This is a genomic window from Sellimonas caecigallum (genome assembly GCF_019754295.1).
Classification (GTDB): Bacteria; Bacillota; Clostridia; order Lachnospirales; family Lachnospiraceae; genus Sellimonas; species Sellimonas caecigallum.
The window spans coordinates 1-23,511 of record NZ_VIRV01000026.1; the positions used below are offsets into that span (position 1 = coordinate 1).

24 protein-coding genes and 1 pseudogene are annotated in these 23,511 nt (G+C 39.3%); 18 read left to right on the plus strand and 7 right to left on the minus strand.

Features of this window, described 5'->3' with window-relative positions; all coding sequences use genetic code 11:
- The first annotated feature begins 94 nt into the window (after window positions 1-94).
- The 6 genes from FLB61_RS11940 (at window position 95) to guaA (ending at window position 6,601) form a co-directional block, all read left to right on the plus strand.
- Window positions 95-766, plus strand: a complete 672-nt coding sequence (locus tag FLB61_RS11940) for a metallophosphoesterase (protein ID WP_221920320.1) — start codon at window positions 95-97, stop codon at window positions 764-766.
- A 47-nt stretch (window positions 767-813) separates the two neighbouring features.
- A complete protein-coding gene (gene bsh, locus FLB61_RS11945; protein ID WP_087200747.1) occupies window positions 814-1,830 on the plus strand; it encodes a choloylglycine hydrolase in 1,017 nt (338 codons plus the stop codon).
- Window position 1,831: 1 nt separating this feature from the next.
- Window positions 1,832-2,551, plus strand: coding sequence for a hypothetical protein (locus tag FLB61_RS11950; RefSeq protein WP_087200749.1), 720 nt, complete (start codon window positions 1,832-1,834; stop codon window positions 2,549-2,551).
- 217 nt (window positions 2,552-2,768) lie between these two features.
- Window positions 2,769-4,457 carry an SWIM zinc finger family protein gene (locus FLB61_RS11955; RefSeq protein WP_087200751.1) on the plus strand — a complete coding sequence of 563 codons (1,689 nt, stop codon included), beginning with the start codon at window positions 2,769-2,771 and terminating at the stop codon, window positions 4,455-4,457.
- Between the two features lie 108 nt (window positions 4,458-4,565).
- Complete coding sequence (gene spoIIID / locus FLB61_RS11960) at window positions 4,566-4,823, plus strand: sporulation transcriptional regulator SpoIIID (RefSeq protein ID WP_087200759.1); 258 nt, start codon at window positions 4,566-4,568, stop codon at window positions 4,821-4,823.
- Window positions 4,824-5,053: 230 nt separating this feature from the next.
- Complete coding sequence (guaA, locus tag FLB61_RS11965; protein ID WP_087200761.1) at window positions 5,054-6,601, plus strand: glutamine-hydrolyzing GMP synthase; 1,548 nt, start codon at window positions 5,054-5,056, stop codon at window positions 6,599-6,601.
- 80 nt (window positions 6,602-6,681) lie between these two features.
- On the opposite strand, the gene FLB61_RS11970 is transcribed toward guaA, so the two are convergent.
- From FLB61_RS11970 to FLB61_RS11980, 3 genes are read right to left on the minus strand one after another with little or no spacing between them, the layout of a single operon-like run.
- Window positions 6,682-8,235 (minus strand): RNA-dependent RNA polymerase family protein, encoded by a 1,554-nt coding sequence (locus tag FLB61_RS11970; RefSeq protein ID WP_221920321.1) that lies wholly within the window; start codon window positions 8,233-8,235, stop codon window positions 6,682-6,684.
- On the minus strand, window positions 8,225-8,803 hold the full coding sequence (locus FLB61_RS11975; protein ID WP_221920322.1) for a helix-turn-helix domain-containing protein: 579 nt from the start codon (window positions 8,801-8,803) through the stop codon (window positions 8,225-8,227). Before FLB61_RS11975 ends, FLB61_RS11970 begins: the two co-directional genes overlap by 11 nt.
- Before the next feature lie 21 nt (window positions 8,804-8,824).
- Window positions 8,825-9,298, minus strand: a complete 474-nt coding sequence (locus FLB61_RS11980; RefSeq protein ID WP_221920323.1) for a GNAT family N-acetyltransferase — start codon at window positions 9,296-9,298, stop codon at window positions 8,825-8,827.
- 203 nt (window positions 9,299-9,501) lie between these two features.
- Here FLB61_RS11980 and FLB61_RS11985 point away from each other — a divergent pair, with 203 nt between their 5' ends.
- From FLB61_RS11985 to FLB61_RS12040, 12 genes and pseudogenes are all read left to right on the plus strand, one after another.
- Complete coding sequence (locus tag FLB61_RS11985) at window positions 9,502-9,690, plus strand: transcriptional regulator (RefSeq protein ID WP_044986770.1); 189 nt, start codon at window positions 9,502-9,504, stop codon at window positions 9,688-9,690.
- 15 nt (window positions 9,691-9,705) lie between these two features.
- Window positions 9,706-10,794, plus strand: coding sequence for a site-specific integrase (locus FLB61_RS11990; RefSeq protein ID WP_221920324.1), 1,089 nt, complete (start codon window positions 9,706-9,708; stop codon window positions 10,792-10,794).
- The gene (locus FLB61_RS11995) at window positions 10,791-11,168 is read left to right on the plus strand and encodes a plasmid mobilization protein (RefSeq protein ID WP_221920325.1); all 378 of its coding nucleotides are present in this window, start codon (window positions 10,791-10,793) and stop codon (window positions 11,166-11,168) included. Before FLB61_RS11990 ends, FLB61_RS11995 begins: the two co-directional genes overlap by 4 nt.
- A gap of 99 nt (window positions 11,169-11,267) precedes the next feature.
- The gene (locus FLB61_RS12000) at window positions 11,268-12,266 is read left to right on the plus strand and encodes an AAA family ATPase (protein ID WP_221920326.1); all 999 of its coding nucleotides are present in this window, start codon (window positions 11,268-11,270) and stop codon (window positions 12,264-12,266) included.
- Between the two features lie 66 nt (window positions 12,267-12,332).
- Window positions 12,333-12,567, plus strand: a pseudogene (locus FLB61_RS12005) (complexin-2).
- A gap of 74 nt (window positions 12,568-12,641) precedes the next feature.
- Window positions 12,642-12,881 (plus strand): hypothetical protein, encoded by a 240-nt coding sequence (locus FLB61_RS12010; RefSeq protein ID WP_087213520.1) that lies wholly within the window; start codon window positions 12,642-12,644, stop codon window positions 12,879-12,881.
- 221 nt (window positions 12,882-13,102) lie between these two features.
- Window positions 13,103-14,395, plus strand: a complete 1,293-nt coding sequence (locus FLB61_RS12015) for a plasmid recombination protein (protein WP_221920338.1) — start codon at window positions 13,103-13,105, stop codon at window positions 14,393-14,395.
- 198 nt (window positions 14,396-14,593) lie between these two features.
- A complete protein-coding gene (gene dcm / locus FLB61_RS12020; protein ID WP_221920327.1) occupies window positions 14,594-15,727 on the plus strand; it encodes a DNA (cytosine-5-)-methyltransferase in 1,134 nt (377 codons plus the stop codon).
- 78 nt (window positions 15,728-15,805) lie between these two features.
- Window positions 15,806-16,558 (plus strand): hypothetical protein, encoded by a 753-nt coding sequence (locus FLB61_RS12025; RefSeq protein WP_221920328.1) that lies wholly within the window; start codon window positions 15,806-15,808, stop codon window positions 16,556-16,558.
- A 4-nt stretch (window positions 16,559-16,562) separates the two neighbouring features.
- Entirely contained in the window at window positions 16,563-16,976 is a 414-nt protein-coding gene (locus FLB61_RS12030) for a very short patch repair endonuclease (RefSeq protein ID WP_221920330.1), read from the plus strand.
- A 3-nt stretch (window positions 16,977-16,979) separates the two neighbouring features.
- Window positions 16,980-17,984 carry an SDH family Clp fold serine proteinase gene (locus FLB61_RS12035; RefSeq protein ID WP_221920331.1) on the plus strand — a complete coding sequence of 335 codons (1,005 nt, stop codon included), beginning with the start codon at window positions 16,980-16,982 and terminating at the stop codon, window positions 17,982-17,984.
- Window positions 17,985-18,004: 20 nt separating this feature from the next.
- Entirely contained in the window at window positions 18,005-18,184 is a 180-nt protein-coding gene (locus tag FLB61_RS12040; RefSeq protein ID WP_221920333.1) for a hypothetical protein, read from the plus strand.
- Between the two features lie 207 nt (window positions 18,185-18,391).
- Here the strand turns inward: FLB61_RS12040 and FLB61_RS12045 are convergent, their stop codons facing one another.
- From FLB61_RS12045 to FLB61_RS12055, 4 genes are all read right to left on the minus strand, one after another.
- A complete protein-coding gene (locus FLB61_RS12045) occupies window positions 18,392-19,210 on the minus strand; it encodes an IS3 family transposase (RefSeq protein ID WP_246599231.1) in 819 nt (272 codons plus the stop codon).
- Window positions 19,200-19,547, minus strand: a complete 348-nt coding sequence (locus FLB61_RS13100; protein ID WP_246599232.1) for a transposase — start codon at window positions 19,545-19,547, stop codon at window positions 19,200-19,202. Before FLB61_RS13100 ends, FLB61_RS12045 begins: the two co-directional genes overlap by 11 nt.
- Window positions 19,548-19,823: 276 nt before the next feature.
- Window positions 19,824-21,437, minus strand: coding sequence for a DUF4435 domain-containing protein (locus tag FLB61_RS12050; protein ID WP_221920334.1), 1,614 nt, complete (start codon window positions 21,435-21,437; stop codon window positions 19,824-19,826).
- A gap of 1,003 nt (window positions 21,438-22,440) precedes the next feature.
- A complete protein-coding gene (locus FLB61_RS12055) occupies window positions 22,441-23,334 on the minus strand; it encodes a Fic family protein (protein ID WP_221920335.1) in 894 nt (297 codons plus the stop codon).
- Window positions 23,335-23,511 lie beyond the last annotated feature (177 nt).

Here is a 23,511-nt window from a genome sequence, read left to right on the forward strand (position 1 = left end):
AATAACTATTTTTATTGTAATATGGACAGCAGAAGAGTGCAAGAAAAAGTATGAAACTGCAAGATGCAGATATGATGTATAGAAAGGGAACAACATGAGATATTATATAGCAGACTGTCATTTTTTCAGTACGATACTGAATGAGAAGATGGACAAGCGCGGATTTGCGGATGCAGAGGAAATGAATGCATATATGATCCAAAGATGGAACCGAAAAGTGCGCCCAAATGATGAAGTCGTGATACTGGGGGATTTCTCAGAGGAAAAGGGAGAAAAGACGAATGCCCTGCTCAGAAAGCTCCACGGGAGGCTGTATCTGATCGAGGGGAACCATGATCATTACCTGGATAATCCCGGGTTTGACAGAAACCGGTTTGTATGGATCAAACCATACGCGGAGATGAAGGACAACAGGAGAAAAGTGATCCTGAGCCATTATCCCATCTTCTGTTATAACGGCCAGTACAGAAGGGATGAACGTGGGAATCCCAGGACATACATGCTCTACGGACATGTCCACGACAGTATGGATGAACGTCTGATAGATATGTTTCAGAAGCAGACAAGGAACATCCGAAGGACAGATTTCAAGACCGGACAGGAAGACGGCATTCCCTGCCAGATGATCAACTGCTTCTGCCAGTTTTCGGACTATGAGCCCCTTACTCTGGATGAATGGATTTTTTTTGACAGACAAAGAAGGCAAAAGCTGGAAGAAAAAGAGGAAGAATGGTATAGTAAAAACAGAGGAGAAAAAGCAAAATAGCTCATGGAACAGATTGAAAATCGTATGTAACGAAGGGAGGCAGGAAAATGTGCACTTGCCTGAAATTTGAAAACGGAGGATTCTACTTTGGCAGAAATCTGGATTTGGAATATTCCTTTGGAGAGCAGGTTGTCATTACTCCCAGGAACTATCCGTTTGTCTGGAAAAGTCAGGGAAGCGCCGGGAGGCATTACGCCATGGTGGGAATGGCCACCGTACTGAGAGACACGCCCCTTTATGCAGATGCTATGAACGAGAAGGGACTTTGTATGGCCGGCCTCAATTTTCCGGGCAATGCCTGCTATCAGAAGGAAAAGGAAGGAGCCAAAAATGTAGCGTCTTTTGAGCTGATCTCGTGGATACTTTCCTCTTGTGCCACGGTCGGGGAAGCGGAAATCCTTCTGAGGCAGACAAACATCACAGATGCGTGGTTTGACCAAAACGTACCTTCGGCACCGCTTCATTGGATGCTGGCGGATAAGGAAAAATGTCTCGTGCTGGAACCTATGGAAGAAGGACTTCGAATCTATGAAAATCCATACGGAGTCCTGACAAACAACCCACCGTTTCCATATCATGAGATAAATCTGCAAAATTATCTGAATGTCACGGCATCCTACCCGGAGAACCGCATGTCCCGCCGGATCGGACTGAAGGCATACGGACAGGGCATGGGAGGAATGGGGCTTCCGGGGGATGCATCTCCCGCATCCAGATTTGTGCGGACAGTATTTTTGAAAGAAACGTCTGTGTGTGCAAAAGAGGAAACCGCAAACGTGACCCAGTGTTTTCACATACTGGATCAGGTAGGCATGGTAAAAGGAGCAGTCCGCACCGAAAAAGGACACTGCGATGTGACGACTTACTCTTCGTGTGCAGGAACGGAAAGAGGAATCTACTATTATAAAACATATGAGAACAATCAGATCCAGGCGGTAGGCCTCGGAGGAGAAGATCTGGAACAGAGCGCGCTTATCTGTTACAAACTGGATCGCTGCCAGAGTATCCGACAGATAAACGAAAGAAATAAAATGACAAAGAACAATCAAGAAAAGAGGAATTGAGATGAAAAATTTATGGAAGAAGTTTGATGAGATCACAGGGGAATGCTATATTGGCATGATTCAGGAAAAGAAAGACACCGGTATTTGGGATAAAGGGTTCGCTACACTGATGGAGATCATACAGTCCGGAAGGGAGAAGGATCCGGATTATGCAAAAGAACTCTTCCTTCTGGATGAAGAGACAGACTATCAGTATGATATTCAGGGCTGGATCGAAGACTACATGGATGAACTTGATATCAACGGGCGGCATCAAGATCTGCGCACGGTCTGCAAAAAACTTATGGATACCTTCTGCTGGGAAGAAGACAGCCCGTCCGAATTGCGTTTTCGCATTGTCTGCTCTTTTTTGGACCAGGGAATGGAAGCAGATGCAATCCGCTACGCAAAAGACTGGGAGAAGGAAGAACCGGACAACCCGCTTGTGGAAGCAGCTCTGATCTACGCACAGATAGCAGCAGATGAACTGGAAGAAGCAGAAGAAAGAGCACAACGCCTGCTAAATGAAGAGTCTGTATGTGAGGACAAGAATGTCCCGCTTTTCAACGCCGCAGTCAAACTTTATGAGGCAATGGGGAATCAGGAGGCAGCCCGTAAGCTGAACAAAAAGATCGATCAGTACGATGAGCAGTTTAAGAAATACTTTGATCTGGACGACGATCTGGCATTCGGCGATGATTTTGACGACGACTGGGACGAAGACGACGATCTGCCGTTCTGATTTTGATTTGTATTTTTCATATTGGTTTATCAGTGTTTGGAGCAAGCAAAAATACCATACATATGATGGTAACAAAATAGAAAATCCTGTATGGATAATAGTAGGAAATAGAAAGAGGTTAATGTAAGAAAGCAGCCGGGTAAGGCTGTTTTTCTTTTATGAATGTTAAAGAGATGCTATACTAAAAGTAGCCATTTGCAATCGGAGGAAAAATATTATGAAGGGATGGAAAAATTTATTTCGGGAGCATATTTTAGAACGAGGAAGAAATTATTACTATGACGGGGCAGTGACAGAATTCCAGAAAACAAAGAATGGATATCGGGCGATTGTTGAGGGGACAGAAGATTATGAAGTGGAAATTGAGATAGAGGAGGGGAACATTTGTGATATGTACTGTTCCTGCCCATATGCGGAAGATGGTAACTATTGTAAACATATGGCGGCCGTCTTGTATAAAATGGAAGAGACAGAAGGGGAAGAAAATGAGATAGAAGAAACCTGGATGGAGCGAAGAATAAGAGCAAGTAAAGAACTGGAAGAAACGATTGAAAAAATTCCGGAAGAAGAGTTGCGTATACTTTTAAAAGAACTGGCTGAGCAAAATGATGAAATCTATAATATGATTTTGACAAGATATGCGGTAAGGATCGATGAAAAACAGATGAACCGGTTAAAACAGGAAGTGGATAATATTGTATATCAGTATGGGGACCGAAGTGGATTTATTGATTACAGAAATGCATGGGATTTTACATCTGCACTGCAGGATTTTTTAAATGAAAATGTAGAGACGCTTATTGAACGAAACTGCTATTTGCAGGCTTTTGAGATGACAAATTATGTTTTTAAAACAATCGGAAATATAGATATAGATGATTCCGATGGGGGAACTTCTTATGTTGCAGATATATGTTATGAGAAGTGGAAAAAAATATTGGAAAACTGTAATGATGAAGAAAAAAATAAACTGTTCTCATGGTTCCTCAGCCATCAGGGGTGCGGATATGTAATTGACTACATGGAAGACTATATGGAGGAGTTTCTGATGAATGAGTTTCAGAACCGTGAAATGTTAGAACGAAAGCTGAAGTCATTAGATGAAATGATAGAAAAACAAAAGTCTTCGACAGATGGTGGAAGTACATGGAGTGTGCATTATGGATATCAGGATAATGTATTAAAACGGTTGGAAATCATGAAAAAATTAAATTATTCTGATGAAGAAATTAAAGAGTATCGAAAGAAAAACCGACAATTTTCGGCAGTGAGAAAGCTGGAAATACAGGAGAATCTTGCCTGTGGAAATATAAATCAGGCGATTGAGATATTACAGGAAAGCAAAAATCTGGATATTGGGTATCCGGGACTGATTTCGGAATATAGCAAACAACTGATCGATTTATATGAAAAGCATTTCGATAAAAAGGCGTATAAAAAAGAACTGCTGTTTTATATTTTTGAATGTCCGCAGAACGATTTAGTTTATATAAATAAATTAAAAGCAATCTGTACAGATGAAGAATGGAGGAAATATCGAGAACGGATATTGGAAAGTAATAAGAATTATTACATTCAGTATCCATTAATGGAAGCAGAAGGATTGTATGAACGAATGCTTGAAAATATGAAAAATGAATTGTTCATATATAGGCTGGATGAATATGAAAAGGTGTTAAAGAAAATATACCCGGAACAGGTAAGGGATATCTATATTTCATATTTATATAAAGAGTCCGAAAGAAGCAGCGACAGGAAACGATATAAAGAATGGATGCGATATTTGAAAAAAATCAAAGGATATCCGGATGGAAAAGAAAAGGCAAAAGAAATTGCAGAAAAATGGCGTGCTATGTATTATCGCCGAACGGCTATGATGGATGAGCTGCGCAAAGCAGGATTTTAAAGAAAATGACACACTATACTCCAAACCTGCCATGACCGGGCATACGAAAATGAATAAGGCTTGATTTTTCTGCATACATTGTAAAAATAGTGAGTGCAGAGGAATTCTATGAAGGAATATATCGAAGAGAGGGCAGTGGAGATTGCACATTATATCATTGATCATAATGCGACAGTGAGGCAGACCGCAAAGGCGTTCGGGGTAAGTAAGAGTACGATACATAAAGACGTAACCGAACGGCTTCGCCAGATCAATGCCTCTCTGGCAAATGAAGCGAGAAAAGTGCTGGATGTAAACAAATCAGAGCGGCATATCCGCGGCGGGCTGGCCACACGGGAAAAGTATAAGGGAAAACATTTGTATTAATGAATGATGATAGATGCCGCTGGCATTGTAGGAATAGTGTATATAAGTGACATACTGTCTGCGCCCTTTTGCAAACGGGGCGCAGTTTTTCTGGTTTTTGGACAGAAAAGCATATAAGCAACCGCCCTGTAAAGCAGAAGTTTGGCGATTTCGGGAAAAGGCACTTGTAAATAGAGAAAGGCTATCTTATAATAGAAACACCACTAAAGGATAAATAAGGAGGAAAACCCGTGAAAAACGAATTAGTGATTGTTCTTGACTTCGGCGGTCAGTATAACCAGCTCGTGGCAAGACGTGTTCGTGAATGTAATGTATATTGCGAGATTTATTCCTATCGTATTGATATTGAAAAGATAAAGGAAATGAATCCGAAGGGAATTATCTTGACAGGCGGACCAAACAGCTGTTATGAAGCAGATTCCCCGACATACACAAAAGAATTGTTTGAACTTGGCATTCCGGTACTTGGGCTTTGCTATGGAGCACAGCTGATGATGCATGTGCTTGGCGGAAAGGTAACAAAAGCAGAAGTCAGAGAGTACGGAAAGACCGAGGTTTTGATTGATAAGAAAGATTCCAAAGTGTTTGAAGGTGTAGAAGATGCTACGACCTGCTGGATGAGCCATTTTGATTATATCGCACAGGTTGCGCCGGGATTTGAGATCACAGCGCACACAGCAGACTGTCCGGTTGCAGCTGCTGAAAATGCAGAGAAAAAACTGTACGCGATCCAGTTCCACCCAGAAGTACTTCATACAGTTCGTGGAAAAGAGATGCTGTACAATTTCGTGCGCGGCGTCTGTGAATGTTCAGGCGACTGGAAGATGGATGCTTTCGTTGAAAATGCAGTTGCAGACATCAGAACAAAAGTGGGAGACGGCAAAGTTCTGCTGGCATTGTCCGGTGGTGTTGACTCTTCCGTAGCGGCAGGACTGCTTTCCAGAGCAATCGGAAAACAGCTGACATGCGTGTTCGTAGATCATGGACTTCTTCGTAAAAATGAAGGAGATGAAGTAGAAGCGGTATTCGGACCGGAAGGAAACTTTGATCTGAACTTCATCCGTGTCAACGCACAGGAGAGATATTATAACAAACTTGCAGGTGTGACAGAACCGGAACAGAAACGCAAAATTATCGGAGAAGAATTCATCCGTGTGTTTGAAGAAGAGGCAAAGAAAATCGGTGCCGTAGATTTCCTCGCACAGGGAACAATTTATCCGGACGTTGTAGAGAGTGGTCTTGGCGGAGAATCCGCAGTGATCAAATCCCACCACAACGTAGGAGGACTTCCGGACTATGTTGATTTCAAAGAAATCATCGAACCACTCCGCGATCTGTTCAAAGACGAAGTCCGTAAAGTCGGACTGGAGCTTGGCATTCCGGAAGATCTTGTTTTCCGTCAGCCATTCCCAGGACCAGGACTTGGAATCCGTATCATCGGAGAAGTTACAGCTGAGAAAGTGCGGATCGTACAGGATGCAGACGCAATCTACAGAGAAGAGATTGCAAACGCAGGACTGGCAAGAGAAGTCAACCAGTACTTTGCAGCGCTCACAAATATGCGTTCTGTAGGAGTTATGGGGGATGAAAGAACCTATGACTACGCAGTGGCACTTAGAGCAGTAAAAACTATTGACTTCATGACAGCTGAAGCAGCTGAAATCCCATTTGAGGTACTGCAGAAAGTAATGAGCAGAATCATCAATGAGGTAAAAGGAGTCAATCGGGTATTTTATGATCTGACAAGTAAACCACCAGGAACGATTGAGTTCGAGTAGTAAACAGAGAGCCGGGAAGCCGCATAAATAGCGGACTTCCCGGCTCTTAGTGTGTGACGTGATACCTTTTTGATACCTGTTTACTGAATGAATAGATGTTCTTCTTCTTCAAATCTTAAATCTAGATATTCATGGATAGCATTTTCTATATCATTTATAGTTTGAATAAGTGCTTTGCCGTTAGATAAGTTTTCTTTATAAAAATCCATATAGGTTGCTCTTCGCCTAACAGCAGATGATTTTTCATTTGGTACGGGACGGCATTTTTCGGGGATTAGATAGGATAATACACTATTTTCTAAATCTGCTAACAAATTAGGGGTATATAGAATTAGATGATAATTTTGAAACCAATATGCTTCATCTGTGTTATTCTTTAAAATATCAATATCCTGTTCAGAAAACAAGTGAATGCTAAGATAATATGAAATCAGCACCTGATTTTTTGAACGCAAAACTAGTTCAGTATTATCGGCTAATATATCCGTAAGTTCTAATTCATTAATTGCATAAAAATAGTATAGTTGTTCTTCGTGAAACGGAGTTTTTAAGGATTCTGCAAACCGTATCTTGAAAAATTTCTTTACTTCATTTTTATCAAAGTTATTCATATAGCTAAACTTATCAATACAATATAATAGTGATTCAGGAGAAGTTCTAAAAATATAACATAATTGATGATAGTCATATTTCTTTGTAATGAATTTTTCCAAATTTAGTGTTCTGAAGTATTTTGTTTTAAAAAAATTGTTAATAAATACTTTCTTTTGCTTTTCATCGTATAATTGAGATATACGGTACACAATTTGATTTATAAAAACCAACTTGTTTTGCGAACTTTCGCTGCTGTAATGTGTATTACAATGAGCAATTAATTTTTTCCAATATCTCGCAATTACATTGTAAGAATTAAATTTTTCATAATCCCATATTTCATATTTGTTTTCGTTTCCTTGCAAATCAAATTGATCTAAAACAGAATAAAATATTTGGATTATTTTACTTATATTCTCTTTGTTACAAAAAAAATAAAAATCATCGGAAAAATATGTAAAATCACAAACGATATTTTGTTCAGCAAGTGCATTTTCAAGAACATAACTTATTTTTGATAAATGTTGTTCGGCAAAATATAAAGATAAATAGTTACCCATAATTAAGCCGTTTGTAGCTCCAAAATTCATATTTGTAATATAGCGATCAGGTAAGCCATTAAAATCTAAATAGTGAGTATATAATCGACCATAAAATTCCTTTATATCTAATTTAATTAGATTATCATAGACACATAGCTCTTTAAAGTCACTTTCTAATTGAACATCATATGCCCCGATTGTAAAATCTCCTGTATTTAATCGAACAGATAATCGTTTATGCGATATGTCAAGCTGTTGCGGATCATCAAAGTGCGGAAATGTTTTAAAATGTTCATAAGCACAAGTTAAGGAAATAATATTGGGAAGCTTCAAGGTGCGAAAGCTATTATCATTTTTTCGTATAGTAAATTTGATGGGTTTTGTCCAACAAGTATCATCAATATCTATAGAAGCTGGACTTGTTGGGAAAATTAAATTGTCTATATTTATAAAATGCCGAATAGGGTTTTTAAAATTATAAATATTATTATAATCCATGATGTTTTCTCCAATCATAACTGTTATTGTTCTTGTCATTTCCTTTTTCATCAACATCACTACTGGTTGCAGGCCAGTTGATCTTCCATTCAAAATATTCGTCTTCTGAAATTTCTCCGTTTTTTAACTGCTCTTTTCGCAAACACCATTCACGCAGAAATTCATTTACCAGACCATAATCAATCCACATACCTACAGGAGAATGAGCAGGCCATTCGTCGCTGTCATTATACCGGACAGATTTATCATCAGAAACGTTGCACTTGCCAGGATTACGCACAAGCTGGAATAAATGAAAGGTGTTACGATTATCTTCGTCAAGCCAGAAGAATGTTTGCATAATGTCCTCGGCGCATCCAGGGGCTTCGGTGATAAAATTGATATAGTTCACATTTAAAATCTTAGCAATTTCCATGAGCGTGTCCTTTTTAGGAACACGATAACCAGACTCATATTGCGCTACACGAACATCAGCATTTCGTTCCTCGTATCCCAGCTTTAAGCCTAATTCGCGCTGTGTTAATCCACGAAATGTACGTATTCTCTTAATACGTTCTCCTAATATCATAAGTCATATCCTTTCTGAAATTTATAAATTATATGTCATAATCCATTCGTCTCCGATTTCCTTTATGATTCTAAAACCAATTTTTTGATACAGTTTAGCTGCATAATTAGCTTTTTGAACGGAAAGTGAAACATGTTTATAACCATGTACTTGTAGCAGAGACAACATTTCTTTTATCAAACTGCTCCCAATTCCTTGCCCTCGATATTTTTTATACAGAGAGATTGCAAGGGAAGGCGTCTTATCATCAATATGTCCGTAATCATTCATAATTCTCACCCAAACAGCACCAATGATTTTATTCTCGACTTCAGCAACTAATGAAAAATCATCTTTTGATGTTCCGAAATCCTTAACATAAATCTGCAGCTCAGGAGCAGTAATAATACTTTTTGAAGGTGGCTCTACTCCTTCTGGAACAAAAATGGCTTCATATAAAAAATCGTCCAATAACGGATACTCCTGTGCTGTCATTTCCCGTATTGTATATTTCATAAAGCCCTCCTGTGAAAATGGCTATCCTATTTCTTATATTTTAGCATAACTCAAATCATACGACAACAGAAACTTATCATAAATGCTAAACTTAATAAAAAAGATAAGTTTAACAAATACGCTATTGACAATAACAAAAATGCTAAGTATAATACAAATACGGAACTTAACAAAAAAGCTAAATGAATAAGGAGGACATCTATTTGAAGAATGATTTATTTGTAACAGCCGGTGAAGTTGCACAGGACTTGGGCGTTTCCAAACCATTTGCCTACAAATTGGTGCGGCAGATGAATGAAGAACTGGAAGCAAAAGGATTTATTACAATCGCCGGAAGAGTAAGCAGAAAATACTATGAAGAAAAATTCTATGGTATGGCGCAGGCAAATTAAGAGGGAGGTGAGGTTATGGCGGCGTACAAAGATGAAAAGCGTGGAACATGGTATGTATCGTTCCACTATTATGACTGGACAGGAAAAAACTGTCGGAAAGTGAAAAGAGGTTTTAAGACCAAACGGGAAGCGATAGAATGGGAACATCATTTTCGTATGAAAGAAGCTTCTGATTTGGATATGACTTTTGGCGAGTTTGTAGAAGCCTACACCAGAGATATGAAGCCGAAACTAAAACACAATACTTGGCTGACAAAGGAGCATATTCTGCGGACGAAGTTATTGCCATATTTTAAGGACAAGAAAATGCGTGACATTCGTGCGACAGATATTATCCAATGGCAGAATGAACAGATTTCTTATCGTGATGCTAAAGGAAAACCTTATGCGCCTACGTATCTGAAAACTCTGCAATCAGAATTAAGTGCTCTTTTTAATCATGCGGTGCGTTTCTATGAGCTGAAAAGCAATCCGGTTGTAAAGGCGGGGCCGCTTGGAAAAGGGAAAGCAGAGGAAATGCTTTTCTGGACAAAAGAGGAATACTTAAAATTTATTGAAGCGGTAAAAGATAAGCCATATTCATACCATGCATTCCAGATATTATACTGGTGTGGTCTGCGCGTCGGAGAACTGTTAGCACTTACTCCGCAGGATATTGATTTTGATAACAAGGTCATTCGGATTACAAAATCCTATCAGCGATTAGAGGGGAAAGACGTCATTACAGATCCGAAGACTCCAAAAAGTAAACGGAATATAAGTATGCCGGATTTCCTGTGTGATGAATTGAAAGATTATATCAGCAGATTATATGGGCTTCTTCCTACGGATCGTATCTTTCATCTGACAAAAAGTTTTCTGCACCATGAAATGACAAGAGGTGCAGAGAAAGCAGGAGTAAAGCGTATCAGAATCCATGATTTGAGACACTCACATGCTTCTCTACTTGTGGAAATGGGCTTTACTCCATTGGCGATTGCGGATCGGCTGGGTCATGAGAAAATTGAAACCACGTTAAACACCTATTCGCATTTATATCCCAACAAACAGGGAGAACTTGCGGACAGACTGGAAATCGAAAATAACAGGGAGGACGAGGAATGAGCGGTGTTCATAAGTATCCGACAATCAGCTTTCGGATTTCATCCAGAGAAAGGGAAGAAATTGAAGCAAAGATTTTAGCAAGTGGAATGTCAAAAAGAGATTATTTTGTACGTTCCTGTATTTATAATCGGGTATGTGTAGTTGGAAAGAAAGAACTGATTTATCAGTTGGTAGAGGAATTAAAGATCATGCAGACAAATATTCGTGAAGTGGCAGAACAGCTTGAACAGGCAGAAATAACACTGTCAGAAGAAGGATTGCAGGACATGAAAAATGACTGCTTGGATATGCTGAAAGCAATTATCTGGCTGCTGGATGGCGCAAGTTACCTGTGGCAGGATAAAGAAAAAAGCCCCGACAGCGGCAACTGTTAGGGCTGTGATAACTGGGAAAATTCTGTTATCAACTATCACAATGCGAGTATAACAGAGTTTCCCATTTGTGACAATCATTTTTTACAATGGGAGGTTGAAATGCAGAATAGAAAATCAAAAACAGAACTTCGATTGATTAACATGGAGAATGTAGTGGTAGAGCAGGTGGAATGGATGCTCTATCCGTTCATCCCCTATGGAAAAGTGACAATCATACAGGGAGATCCCGGGGAAGGGAAAACAACAATGGTGTTACAGATCATAGCAAAACTGACAAAAGGTGAGCCTGTGCTGCCAGTAATGGATGGAGAAGAAGAATCCGCAGAACAGGCAGGCGAGCCAGTCAATGTGATCTACCAGACTGCAGAAGACGGGCTGGGAGATACTATAAAACCCCGTCTTCTGGCGGCAGGGGCAGACTGTTCTAAAGTGCTTGTCATTGATGACAGTGAACAGCCGTTGACAATGTTAGATGAACGTTTGGAAGAGGCAATCCAGCAGACAAACGCTCGTCTTGTAGTCTTAGATCCGATCCAGAGTTTTCTTGGAGCGGAAGTAGATATGCACCGGGCAAATGAAATCCGTCCACTGATGAAGCGGGTATCTGTGCTAGCGGAAAAATATCACTGTGCGATTGTCCTGATCGGTCATATGAACAAGAACAGCACCGGAAAATCTTCATACAGAGGGCTTGGTTCTATTGACTTTCAGGCTGCGGCAAGGAGCGTTCTGATTGTAGGGCGTGTGAAGAACGAGCCGGAAACAAGAGTAGTTTGCCATGTAAAAAGCTCCCTTGCACCAGAGGGAAAATCAATCGCTTTTCGCTTGGACAAAGACAACGGATTTGAATGGATCGGGGAATATGACATCAGTGCTGACGATCTGCTGAGCGGCAATAACCGTGGACAGAAGATAAAAGAGGCAAAAGAATTTCTGCTTGAGATATTAGCGGATGGGGCGGTAGAACAGAATGTAATCCTTAAAGAGTCGGAAAGCCGTGGCATTAAAGGGAAAACGCTTTGGAATGCGAAGAAGGCTCTTGGAGTCCAGTCGATAAAACCCGGTGGACACTGGTCGTGGGTATTGCCGGAACAATAACTCAACATGGCAAGATTACCATTTCTTTAGGAACGGGTAATGTTGCCACCTTGAAAGGAGGTTTGGATGAAACAGGTACAGATACCCACAGGAATTGTTTGTGCTGTTGATCCACTATCATCTGATGGAGGACGACAGCAATGTGGACGAGATAAGGGTAGGATTGGAGAAAAAACTGGATGCAATGGTGTTGCGTGAGTTATATGGGAAGTCTAAGACTGCGCCAACGGAGGAAGAGCGAGAGAAAGCCCGGCAGGAATATCTGGACAGACGAGGGATACCGGACCGCTTTCGCTGGTAATGGTTTCTTTGATGATATAAGACATGAGCGTGGCACGCTCATGTGATACCGGACAAGGCGGAGGGAGAGAGTCTATGATTATTCAGTCGGAACGTGGAACACGGAATATCAATGAAAAATTTTATGAGATGGAAACGAGACAGATTGCTATGCTCAATGAAATTTTTGGAGAGGTAGAGCTGACAAAAGGAGAAATGCGGACGTTGGTATGGCTTGCGGGATGGGAGGAAAGCACAGTGGCAAATGTGGTATCTGCAATGAGAAAAGCAATAGCAGCGGAAGCAAAGCGGCTGGAACAGCCACTCCGTCCATAGGACGGAAAAGGTCTACGCTTCGCTTTGGTCAGTGCAGAGCAGACGTTTCCCAGACGTCTTGCCCCCGGAGGGCGCAAAGGCAGCTTTTGATGGACGGAACGGCTGTCGAAAGTGCTTTTGCGTTACTTTCGGCGAAAGTAACAAAGCCTATGCGCAGTATCCGGCGCTGATTACACCCGAACAGGGAGAGAGGAGAGTTATTGAAGAGAACGATCAGCTTTATGACAGGGAAAGGTTCTGTCAATCATAACAGCAGAAAATTCCATGCGAAGAATACAGATCCAGAGAGAACTTATCTGAATGTGGAATACTGCAACGAAAGTATCAAAGACGTTTATCATGAATTATTTGATGAAGCGTTAGCTCGTTATAATGAAAAACAGACACGGAATGACCGCCGAATTGACGATTATTATGAAAAAATCCGTTCGGGGAAACAGGAGAAGCCATTCCATGAGATCATCCTGCAGATCGGCGACAGAGATACAATGGGGGCGGAAACAGAAGAAGGACGGCTGGCGGCAAAGATACTGGACGAATATATGCAGGATTTCCAGAGAAGAAATCCCACATTAAGAGTATTCTCGGCTCATCTACACATGGACGAGGCAACGCCACATTTGCACATAGATTTCGTGCCGTATATTACAGGAAGCAAACGGGGGCTTGATACAAGGGTGTCTTTAAAACAGGCGTTGACAGCCCTTGGTTTTAAAGGCGGTACGAGAAGGGAAACGGAATTAAATCAGTGGGTGTCGGCTGAAAAGCAGCAGCTTGCCGCAATTATGCTGGAACATGGGATTGAGTGGGAACAGAAAGGCACACATGAAAAGCATTTGTCCTTGTTGGATTTTGAAAAACAGGAGAGGGCAAAAGAAGTGGCTGCGCTTGAAGCACAGAAAGCGGAACTGGAAGAACATAATGCCACTATGCAGGAAGTTAATGAAAAATGGCTTGATCAGTTGGAAAATATTGAAAAGGAAATATTTTCAGCGCAGGAAAACCGGGAAGAAGCCGATAAGCAGGCAGAACAGGCAAAGAAAAAGGCGTCACAATATGAGAAAAAACTAATGGAAATTGCGCCTATAGTAAAAGATATGGAGCGATTCGCAGAGAAATATTCTGCTGATCCCGAGGAAGTGCTGCCGGAGGCAGGAATGCTGGAAACGGGGAAATCCTACCGGGAGAAAAAGGCAAAGCCGTTGATTAAGAAGATCGTGACGGTACTGCGGTCAGTCTATCGGGCTTACCTTGATCTTTCCAGAAGATTTAGTGATATGCAGAGGTCATACGAGAGGGCGTGGAGCAAGGTGAATTCTCTTACGGCTCGTGTAGAGGATCTTTGGGACGAAAACAGAGCCCTGAAGGAAAGGGTGGGAGATTTTAACCGAGTAGAACGGGCGTTAGGAAGTGATATGATTGAGGATCTTATTCAGAGGGATAAAATGATGGAGCAGGCGGAGAAGGACCAGAAACGGGCGAAAAGACGAAAAATAGACAGAGGAGCAAGATAAAAAGTTATTGGATGTTATTCTAATGTAAAAGTATATTAAGATGTTGTTGGAAAATGGATGTACTTGTGTGGGAATGTTCTTGTTTATATTAGGATGTGGATATATAGGAAAATATTTAAAAATAGGATAGACAAAATTCAAAAAGCAAATTATAATAATTTGTGTAAAAAAGTTCTCAAAAAAGGAGAAAACGCTTAAATGAACAGAGTAAAAGAAATTCGTAAAGAAAGAGGAATGTCACAAGAAACGCTTGCTCGATATATAGCGATCAGTCGTAAATATCTTTCTATGATAGAGCGTCAAAACGCTACACCATCTATATCTATTGCTATGAGGATTGGTGGGGCCTTAGGAGTATCTGTAGATAAAATTTTTTTAGATTTGCCTTTAGAAAAAACGCCAGTGTATCCTAAACCAATACGTTTTATAGATTTGTTTTGTGGTATAGGAGGTTTCAGATACGCCTCTAAATATGCTTTTGATAAATTAGGCTTAGAAGGAAAATGTGTTTTTAGCAGCGATATTGATAAATATGCTCAAGAAAGCTATGAAGCAAACTTTGGAGAAAAACCGGCGGGAGATATTACAAAAATTGAAGCGTCAGAAATTCCTGATTTTGATTTTCTGTTTGCCGGTTTCCCATGTCAGGCGTTTTCGATTTGTGGTCTACAAAAAGGATTTGCCGACAATACAAGAGGAACACTTTTTTTTGATATAGCAAGAATTATAAAAGAAAAGCGGCCGCAAGCGTTTGTGCTTGAAAATGTCAAAAATCTCGCAAGCCATGATAATGGAAGAACCTTGAAAACAATTTTGGAAGTATTAAGGGACGAGCTTGGCTATCATGTGGATTATAAATTATTGAATGCTCTTGATTTTGGTTTGCCACAGAAAAGAGAGAGAATTATTATTGTTGGATCAAAAAATCCATTTTTAATGGATTGGACATTTGACATAAAGGAGAAGAAAACATTAAACGATATTCTTGAAAAAAATGTGGATAAAAAGTATTATGCGTCTCCTGAAATAGTTGCAAAGAGGAAAGCAAAGCACACAACATCCGTATATCCGTCGATTTGGCATGAAAATAAGTCTGGTAATATATCTTCTTATCCATATAGTTGCGCCTTAAGGGCGGGAGCAAGTTATAATTATCTTTTAGTAAACGGCGAAAGGCGATTAACGCCGAGAGAAATGCTGCGTCTGCAAGGTTTCCCTGATAGCTTTAAGATAGTTGTCTCGGATGCGCAGACGAGAAAACAAGCGGGAAACGCAATACCAGTTGATATGGTGGCGAAAGTTATTGAAAAATTTTTGCCACTGGCATTTTGAGTGGGATTCCAAACATAGAATTTTGGCGAAAGTTGTGGTAGACTATATATTGTATGAATTTACGTATGGAGGGATACCATGAGAGTGCCAAGATTAAGAACTGTAAATAAAGCTGTAGCACCGTTTGATTTGAATAAATTTCCTGCAAAGTTTATAGATACGCTTGCTAAAGAGATTGTGTATATGATGGCGACAAAATCATCCATGTCTTTAGAAGGTAACGAGTGGGAACAGATTTTTGCGGAATGCGTTGGAGCGGAGTGGAAACCATCTAACGTAGGTTTGGATGATGTTGTTTTAGATAACTGCTGTTGGGGAGCGAAAACAGTTTTTGGCGCAAATAATATCGAAAAACAGCAGACGGTTAGATTGATATCCGGGCGCAATTCACCTACATATAGTTATGGCGTAGACAGTATTACAAGTGAAAATCCTGACGAAATCGGTAGATTAGTTCTTGATATATGGAATGAACGTGTTTCAGCAGTAAGACAGATTTATAAATTTGTGCGTACAGTTGTTTTAGTAAAGTCAAAAGATTATTCGGATTATTTAGTATTTGAGTTTGATACAATAAGATATGATCCTGAACTATATCGTTTTGAGTGGAATGCAAGAATGAATTTGGAAGGATATGAAAAATCATCTGGAAAGCATAAATTCACATGGCAACCAAGCGGAAGTCAGTTCACGATAATTGAAGATATTCCTGATAAGCGTTTGCATATTTCCCTAAGAAAGCCTGAAAAAGTCGATAAAGAAACTATTTTAAGAGCTGTAAATTTTGATAATAGTTGGTATCATATTGTCTCCGATCATATAGAGAAATAGAAAAATGGCGGATGTGTTTGATAATAAAAAGCGTTCCGAGATTATGAGCAAGGTGCGCTCGAAAAATAATAAATCTACGGAATTAAAACTGATACAGGTTTTCAAAGAAAATGGTATAAAAGGATGGAAACGCAATTATCCAGTAAAAGGACATCCCGATTTTGTATTTCTTGATAAGAAAATTGCTATATTTGTTGACGGTTGCTTTTGGCATGGGCATGATTGCAGAAATACTCGTCCTGCTGACAATGCTGATTATTGGACAAAGAAGCGTGAACGCAATATCAAACATGATAAAGAGGTTACTGAACTGTTTGAGAAGCGAGGGTGGACGGTTATTCGGATTTGGGAATGTGAATTGAAGAAAAAGAATGAGAAACTGCTCAAACAAAAAATAAAATGGTTGGAGGATAAATAAATTATGTATGAAGAAAGAGTAGATCTATACAGACAATTAGAGCAAAAGTTGAATACAAAAATACTTACTTATGTTACAAGTGATAGAACTGGTTTTGAGACTCAGATTGCACAGGACGTTATAGATTTATTTATAAATCATTTGGACAAAATAGGAGTGGTTTCAAAAATCTCATTGTATCTTTATACTAGAGGTGGAGATACAGCTGCTGCATGGAATATAATTAATCTTTTGCGCCAATATTGTGATGAATTGCAAGTTATTATTCCGCATAAAGCACATAGCGCAGGAACATTAATTAGTATTGGTGCTAATTCTATTATAATGACAAAACAAGCAACTTTGGGTCCAATCGATCCAAGTATAAATACTCCATTGAATCCTCAAATACCCAACAATCCGATTGCAACAATGCCGGTCAGCGTTGAGGCAGTAAAGGGGTATTTAGAATTTGCAAAAGAAGAACTATCTATTAAAGACGATATAGCACTTGCTAATATACTTATAAAGCTTTCAGATACGGTTCATCCTTTGGTGTTAGGAAATGTGTATCGTTCGAGGGCGCAGATTAAGATGCTGGCAGAAAAATTGTTAATAAATCAAGTCACGGATTCAACTAAGATAAAGCAAATAATAGATTTTCTATGTAGTGATTCTGGAAGCCATGACTATACTATTAATCGGCGAGAAGCAAAGAATACCTTAGGATTAAATATTATCAAACCTGATGAAGAGTTATATAAATTAATTAAATCAGTTTATGATAATATCAGTGCAGAATTGGGATTTGGTGAGATTTTGGATCCCCGATCTATGATAGAATCTAATAATGGTGAGTATACTGTAAAAAGAGGTATTGTGGAAAGTTTATCTGGTGGCAGTAATATGTTTGTGTCGCAAGGGAAAATTACGTTACAACAAATTGATACTCCAGCAGGCACTCAGCAACAGATAAACGATAACAGAATATTTGAAGGATGGAGACAAGAGGCAAACGCTCCACAATAAAATAAAAGGAGGATTTTCAAATGATTCAACAAATACAGTATAATACACACAATATAAGTTCAGCGGCAAATTACAGCAGTACATCTACTTCGAGAATTGATAGTTTTATAGAAATACTAAAAAATTCAACTGTCATTATAGGACGTGAAGTATCTCAAGAGAATACGGTTGGTAAAGTTGTTGGTGGAAAGAGCGAATAGCGATACAAGAACAAAGGTATATAGCTTTCATGTTGTCAGATATTCCGGTTGCATGGAAAAAGTATAAATAGAAATTTAGGTTGGCTCTATTTTGGCTCTATATAATGGTTCAGTTGTCAAGACAAAAATCTGAGATTTTTATAATGAACTGATAGGGTTGATAAGTAACTGGATCAGAGGAAGATTTTCCTCAAATCCATATATGCTTTATGCTACATAAGGCAGGAGCAGTGCCGGATAGTAGCATTCCGCCGGCGTCTTATAATCAAGGGCAGAATGACAACGCTCAAAATTATAAGTATGGATATAATGGCAAATAGCTGCTCTGGCTTCCTTGATATTATTGTATTGTGTCAGATAGGCTTCTTCATATTTGAAGCTGCGGAACCACCGTTCAATCATGATGTTATCCGCCCATCTGCTTTTCCCATCCATGCTCTGACGGACTCCGTTTTCCTTCACGAAATCCATATAGCGCTGGCTGGTAAACTGACATCCTTGATCGGAATTCAAAATCTGCGGCTTTGCGGTTTTGAATGCTTTTTTTAGAGCTGTAATTACCATCCTGGTGTCCAGGGTATCATCCACTTCCCAGCCTACAATACACCGGCTGTACCAATCAATGACAGCTGTCAGGTACAGGTATCCACGTCTGATTGGAATATAGGTAATGTCAATAGACCATGCCTGGTTTGGCTTGTCTATGACTGCATTGCGGAGCAGATAAGGACATACTTTTGCCTGCTGCATCCGTTTGGACAGATTTATTTTAGGATAAATAGGGTAAATATCCATTTCATTCATGTAACGGCGCGCTTTCCGGCGTCCCACATGATAACCACGAAGCTTTAATTGAGCCGACATCTGTCTTGCACCCCAGGTTGGGTTGTCTGTATGAAGATGGTCAATGATCTCTTTGCAGGCGAATTCTTCTTCAGAAACAGCCGTGCCTTTATAATAAATGCTGGTACGATTAACACTGAGAAGCCTGGCACCAACAGAAGCGGGAAGCTCTTTAGTCTTCAAAAGGCTTTGGACTAAACTTACTCTCGTAGTCAGGTCCGCAAATTTCCTCAGATTTTTTTTTGAGCCAGTCCATCTGCATGGTTAACTGACCAACTTTCTTAGCATAAGCCGCTTTCTCTTTCCGTTCTTCGGCAAGTTTTTCTTTGAGGTTTTCCTCACGCTTGTCATCGAACACAAGGGAAGCATTGTTAAGGAACTCTTTTTTCCAGTTTCGCAGCAGGTTTGGCTGGATGTTATTTTCAGCTGCAAGGGTATTGAGATCTTTCTCTCCTTTTAACAGCTCAATGACAAGATCTGATTTAAATTTGGCGCTGAAACTTCTTCTTTGTCTGGACATAGCAATGAATCCTCTCTTTCGTATTGATTTTAGTATATCAGATTCATTAAAAAATGTCCGAAAAAGTGTCTTAATTTATGAGACCATTATACCGTGGCAGATGAAAAGCACTCGTATCATATTTTAAAGTCCTCCTGATTTGCGTTAGTTTGCCCTGTTTTGCCAGGTATATAGTTACTTGTAAGACTATGATATTTCTCACAGATTAAGCAAAACGAAGCATATTGAAGACTGTCAAAAGTAGTAAAAACATGGTAAGAATGGGGGCCTATTTCTTCATTCGATAAGTTCACTAGGCAAATAATTTGAAATAGCCTCTACAATTTTATCATGTAGCATTCCATTAAGTAATGCCAAAATTGTATCGCAATACTCCTTGTCAATTAGTCCTAGAAAATGTCCTATTGACCGGCTCAAATTTTTTTCATTAAACACGCGTAATACGCCAATATAATCCTCATCTTCTAATGGCTTTTTAAATTTTGTTTCTTGATCTAATTTTGTTTGTTCAAAGTCAATAGACTTCAAAACATTATTTAAACTTTGTTTAGCATCACTTTCACTTTTTTTAGAGAGCTCGGCAGATGCTAATTGATACTTTATATATGCAATGACGCTCTGACATATTTGCTTGTCAAGCTGGGGTTTAAATCGATCATGAATAATATACTTTTTAATCCTACCAAAAACCTCTTCTGAATTTTTTCCCAAATAATCAGCTATCACATATATCAATTCCTGTACAAGAAAAAGATTTTCGACTTCTGCAACCTTTAGCGTATATATGCCATCTTCCTTGTATTTCTCAATTTCATAATCAGATCGATAATCTCTATCGACTAACCCATAAACTTTTAAATGGTGTAAGGATGGATTACTACGAAATGCTTTTGTTCTAGCAATAACTTGGGTACAACTTCCACAAGCAATTACGTAATATTGCGGATAAAGTAAAGTATACAATTGCGTATCATAACTATTTTTTTCACCCTCCACAAATAACACATTTCTTCTATTTCCCAAAATATCAAAAAGAAGCTCTTCTGGAAGTTCATTATCTTTAATTTGTTCTAATTTCCAATTCTTACCATCAAATTCTTTAATCCAAATTTTCTCTGACTGTCCGTGCATTGCTGCAAACTGTGTATCATGTGTAATATATATAAACAGGCAGTCTTTCCTATATTTTTCAAGAGCTATCCACAAGCGGTTCATAATAGAGCGATGTAAATGAACTTCTGGCTCATCAATTATTAAGATTTTATTTTCTGGTATACAAAGAACTTGGGCCACTAAATAAAGTACTGCCCTTTCCCCATCACTCATTTGGTTTGAACTGTAGGATATTTGTTTTCCTTCTTTTTCTAATACAGCTATGAATTTTGCATCGTGAACTTCTAATTTTCTTTGAGGAAAAATCTCATCCCATATTTGTATTAATTTGTCTATTGAGGTAAACGGTGGCTCTGGCCTTTCTTCACGTGTTGGCGCCGCCTTACATTCAGCTACGAATTTTTCATTATCGTTATTTTTTAATGCAATCAGTGCAGCCAATACATTATCAAAATCATTCATCAATTGAGTAGTGTAAGATTTTCCATAATTCCAGCGTAATCCTTTGCTATCTCTCCAGCCACTGCTACTATCATCCGTACCAAAAAACACTATATCTTCTGCTTGTGAATAGCTTTTGAGAGGAATATTTTCACTAAAATTTAAGTTCCTTTGTGCACCAATACGATGTACATTCTTCATATCCTGTTGCTCGATCCATGCCCCCAATTTACTTTTCCCCGAACCATTAGCACCAATGATAACTACAGAGTTTAAAGTGGTATTATAGTTTTCCCTTTTACCGTTCTCATCTGGAAGATAGTACGTAAATTGCATATTGATTTTATCCCTTTCTATTTTTATATTAACATTTTCTTCAGTTACATTCTAATATGTCCATTTATAAAAATAACAAATATTTTGTTATCAAGTCGCTTAATATTGTATCATAGTTTTTCATTTTATGAAAATATATAAAAGCCCCTGCTAAAGCAGAGCGCCAGACTTTCAAAGTCCTCCCTATTAGGCTACGGCAAAATAGCGGTTCTTTAAGAGTCTGAGCCATTCTCATGAGAATGGCATTTTCCATACCACCAAGCATCACATTTTGCATGCATTCTGGTATGGTACTCTTTGCAAAGAGAAGAGCCTCGCCGTTTAACAATGCTGCCTGTCCGCAGACAGTAAAGAGATATGAACATTACCCAAGGCATATTTACCCACATACAGTAAGCGACGATACTCCTTTTTAGAAATACGGCCGCTTTGCTGTATCGTCTATAAAACTCGCCACATCAAGGCTCTTTCAAAAATGGTGTACTAGTGGTATAGTAAACGCCTTTGTACTTCGTGAAAACATTGATTTTACTGGCTTTTCCGGGAACTCTCAAGATCCTGCCGTGGCACACGAAAAGCACTCGTATCATATTTTAAAGTCCTCCTGATTTGCGTTAGTTTGCCCTGTTTTGCCGCGATTTGCCGGGTATGTAGTTGCCGCTGAGATTGTTAAAACAATCACAAAATAAGCAAAACGTGGCAAATCGGGGCAAGTTGAGGCCGTCAAAAGTAGTAAAAACGTAGTAAGAATGGGGGATATGTTACTACTGCCAGGCTATCTATACATTTCTTAAAATCATCTTTGCACAAACAGTACCTCATATTCATGCAATACCGTTTCTCTTATTTTTCTTCAAATGTCAATCCTGTCAACTCCACTTAAGATTAATAAAAAATCTACTGTCATTATCTAGGGCACAATCAAATACCCCCATTTTGTCCAATTCATCGTCTAAACCTAAATATTCTGAAGCAAACATTCCCACACACCTCTACAATATTTTCATTCTTCCAACATTGCCAGATAGCTGTCTAACCTTGTACTCACATACCCAGCAAACAACTTTTCCATCGCATTCAGATTATGATTTACATGATATTCATCAAAAGCATTGTAATAAGCAATCCGATCTGTAAATTTAATATCAATCGGCGGATATCCTGCTTTCATCAGTTCCAGATTTACAAGCAACCGTCCCGTACGACCATTACCGTCTATAAACGGATGAATGCCTTCAAATTCAATATGGAACCGTGCGAGCCTGGGAATGATATGCTCGGTGCTGTTCCTATAAGCTTCCAGCAACTGCTCCATCTTAGGTTGAATAAGATAAGGCTGTGCCGGTTCATGTTTTGCCCCCATAATTCTTACTGGAACCCTTCTATAAACCCCACGGTCATCTTTTTTATCCGCCAGTACCAGATAATGAATCTGCTTTATCACACTCTCTGATAATGGCACCTGCTCCTTTACCAGATCCTGTACAAAATAAAAAGCTTCTTTATGTCCGACCGCCTCCATATGGTCTTTAAGAGGTTTTTGATCAATCGTGAGACCACGCAGCACCATATCTGTTTCCCGCAAGGTCAGCGTATTACCTTCAATCGCATTGGAATTATAGGTATACTCCACCACAAATTCTTCTGTAAGACGCTCTACCTCTCCTTCTGTCAATGGGCGCCTGGTGTCCAATTCTGCTTTCTTTCGGTCAATCATCTCTAACAGACTTGCTGCAGATCTATATCGACCATCCTCCGGTTTCTTTGCCTCTTCCGGAATCTTCCAACTACGTCCCTCACGGATAACTCCCGGGATTTTCCCTTCTGAGCATAAGATTCGTACTCTTCTGTCTGAAATCCCCCACTTCTCTGCTGCTTGTTTCACTGACATATACATAAGTATTTTACCTCGCTTAGATAATAATATACCCCATTATCGGAATAATAGCAACGCTATCGGAATAATATTTAGCATTTATCGGAACAATGCAAAAAGATCCAGCAGATATCATTGGCTCACCCGGATCAAAACTTTCACATTATTCACTTTTCTTTCCTCAGTAGTAGTAAGTCC